4 protein-coding genes are annotated in these 3,029 nt (G+C 54.6%); 1 reads left to right on the forward strand and 3 read right to left on the reverse strand.

Annotated features, from left to right (window positions below):
* Window positions 1–70 precede the first annotated feature (70 nt).
* The gene (locus AB6803_RS32985; protein WP_371112776.1) at window positions 71–733 is read right to left on the reverse strand and encodes a chemotaxis protein CheB; all 663 of its coding nucleotides are present in this window, start codon (window positions 731–733) and stop codon (window positions 71–73) included.
* 84 nt (window positions 734–817) lie between these two features.
* A complete protein-coding gene (locus AB6803_RS32990; protein ID WP_371112777.1) occupies window positions 818–1,132 on the reverse strand; it encodes an ArsR/SmtB family transcription factor in 315 nt (104 codons plus the stop codon).
* Window positions 1,133–1,269: 137 nt separating this feature from the next.
* Here AB6803_RS32990 and AB6803_RS32995 point away from each other — a divergent pair, with 137 nt between their 5' ends.
* Window positions 1,270–1,884, forward strand: a complete 615-nt coding sequence (locus AB6803_RS32995) for a hypothetical protein (RefSeq protein WP_371112778.1) — start codon at window positions 1,270–1,272, stop codon at window positions 1,882–1,884.
* Between the two features lie 20 nt (window positions 1,885–1,904).
* Here AB6803_RS32995 and AB6803_RS33000 read toward each other — a convergent pair whose 3' ends face one another.
* Window positions 1,905–2,855, reverse strand: a complete 951-nt coding sequence (locus AB6803_RS33000) for a LysR family transcriptional regulator (RefSeq protein ID WP_371112779.1) — start codon at window positions 2,853–2,855, stop codon at window positions 1,905–1,907.
* Window positions 2,856–3,029 lie beyond the last annotated feature (174 nt).

The raw sequence follows: 3,029 nt of genomic DNA on the forward strand, positions 1-3,029 counted from the left end.
GGGACGGTTGAAACATGGGTCAATTCTCAATGGAAATATCAGGCTGTGCCGGGTCAGCTCTCAGTGGAAATCAACAGACAATGCGCCGAAGATCGCTTGCGGATCCCTTTACATCGAGGGACCGCACCGCGTCCTTGCTGCCAGCCACTTCGGTGAGATGCTCAATAAGGCGTGCAATCGGTGCAACGAAATCAGCCGCTCCTGTCGCTATGGCATTCCGCGGCATGGATGGGAAGGCCGCCTCCGCGGGATCCTGCACCATGATGACACCGCCGGCTTCCTTGACGGCTGTGACACCAAGCGAGCCGTCGGTTCCAGCTCCTGTCAGCACAATCGCGACGCCATCGCCGCGGGCTACCGCCACAGAACGAAAAAACATATCGATAGGAGCCCGTTTGCCCCGAGGCTCAGTAAACGGTCGCGCCGCGATGCTGTCGCCCTCGATCACGAGTTCGCGGTCTGGCGGGATGACGTAGACGCAGTTTGCCATAAGCGTCGGAGTGTCTTCTATCTGGTAGACCGGCATGCGTGTGCAAACGGAAAGAATCTCTCGCAGCGCACTAGGCTCGTCTGGTGACAGATGGAGAATGACGACATAAGCCAAACCGAGATCGGGAGCGATCAGCCTGAACATGGTTTGCAGAGCTGCCACGCCGCCTGCGGACGCGCCGATCGCACACACCGGTACGAAGTTCTGACTGCTATTGGAGGGTTTCTCAGTAAGATCCGTCATGTAGCCTCTGTTATTGTCGACCGCCACCCCGCGCAACGGTGGCTAGCGGGCGTGTCGACAATATATACTGAGGCGCGACTGAAGCTAGGCGGCTGACTTTGGGTTCGCGGAAATTTTGCCTATTTCTTCGAGTGTCGCCATGACTTTCAAAATATCCTGTGATGAACAGGAGTAATAGAGGTTTTGCGCGTCTCGGCGCACAGCAACTAGACTGGCGCTCCTGAATCTTGCAAGATGGTGAGACAAGGCAGACTGGCTAAGCCCCACCTCCGTTGCGAGTTCTGACACGCCCCACTCATCCTTGGTAAGCAGATCCAGCACTTTCAGGCGGCTGGGATTTGCGAGAAGCCCAAGCAGCTCCGCAGCTTTATCGGCATTAAACTTTAAATCGTCTGTCATTAAGCAATCCCCTAAGAATTTGGGGTGAGAAATGCCGGTTATCACGGTTGATGAAAAGTAATGTTCAATACCCTATGATTGTATTACGCTATACTATATTATCAACGCGTACAATGGGCCTTGGAGAGGGTGTTCAATTGGAGCAGATGGAGCGAACGAAGGTTCTTACGTCGGAGATCGCCGGCCTCCTGTCGGATGTCCGGGAGAACATCAGTGTAAGTCGCAAGCTTTTGCAGGACGGGCCAAAGGTCCCCTCTACTCGGGAAACCGTCAGGCTCGTGATCCCCGAAATCGGCTTCTTTACGTGGTTTGTTGCGGGGAACCTTTATCATGGTGATAGCTTATTTGCGGCGCTCCACGGAATGGAGGTAGAGGACCTGGCGGCCGGTGTGGCTGTCGAGGACTTACTAGGCCGTATGGGGAAAAGCGACCAGCCTCAGGTCGCTCACGGCCTCTTTCAAGCCATCAAAACAGGAGAACGATGCTATCTTGAGTACTCGACCTATCCTGGTGGAACCCAACGGAAAGTGGTACTTACGGGCTGCTGTCTGAGAAATGAGCTAGGTCTAGCTTCATTCTTTTGCGGCATAGTCGTAGAGAAGAAGGCTGCCCTTGTTCTTGATGGCTCAGAGCCGTTTAAAGCTTATTGTGATGCAGCCTTGTCTTTGGCAAGGGAGCGGGGAAACCTGCTCGCAGCCCGCTACCTCAAGTCGGCGCTCAATTCAGTACCGGAGAAAGCGGAGCATGTGTGACGCAGCCATCGTCTACTGCCTTATCGATGTTCGCCAGAAACCGGGATGCTGCACGCGCTGCCTCGTGAACCTTTCGCGCCTACAAGCCTTTCGCGGAATTCCGAGGTAAGCCACCTCGCTGCGGGCCCTGGCGGGTTTGCAACGTTGTGAATGGCAAAAATCGGATGCTGACTCTGGTCGAAGGCGGGGAAATCAAGATGGATAAGGCGACCATTTGAAATGTCTTCTTTTACCAGCGATTCCGGGAGTCCGCCCCAGCCGAGCCCGCCGCGAATGAACGAATGCTTTGTTGCGTTGTCGCTGACACGCCATGTTTTGAGCGAGAACACGTTGAAATCTCGCCCTTTTGTCAGGCCCGATGCATCGTATACGACAAGCTGAGTTTCGTCCCGGACGTCAAACAGGTCGATTGAGCGACCAAGCTTTGCAAGTGGATGCTTCGAGCTCGCGACTGGAAACGCCGCTGAATGGCCGATCTGCTGAGAAAGAATTGGATTGTTTCCAATTGTCATGGCTCCCCCGAAGCCAACCGCGGCTCTGCCATGGATCACTGCATCCATTACAATTCCGAGTGTGCCGACCGTCACATTCAAAGTCACCGTGGGATAACGGCTTCGAAAAGTGCTCAGCACATCGATAACGATGTCTGACGGCACGATCCCGGTCATAGCAACGCTGAGCTCTCCCTCAAGACCGTCGTTCAAAGCCTTCAGACGAGCATGCATCAGATCGAGATCGCCGTGCAGCCGGCGAGCATCTTCGAGGACCGAACGCCCTGCTTCCGTCAACTCCGGTCGCTTCGTGCCGGACCGAAAAAAAAGCGGCACGCCGAGCTGGGCCTCAAGATTAGCGATCGTGTAGCTGATGACTGATTGCGTGCGGTTCAGCGCACGGGAAGCAGCTGAGAAACTGCCTTTGTCAACGACGGTAAGGAAAACGTGAAACTGGTCCAAAGTCGGATGGGGCTGCATATCTCATCGATCCTGTCGATATGTTATTTCGATATTATCCCAGTTTCCGCGATAAGTTTCCAGCGGTATCCTAACGCCAATCCCAGTTATTGGTTGTCTAGGACGCGGACTCATTAGCTGAAGCGATCCATATCCTCGTTGCGGCGAGTTTGAGGCCGGCAAGGTAGTTGTCCG

Source organism: Rhizobium sp. RCC_161_2 (assembly GCF_041355235.1).
Lineage (GTDB): Bacteria > Pseudomonadota > Alphaproteobacteria > Rhizobiales > Rhizobiaceae > Rhizobium.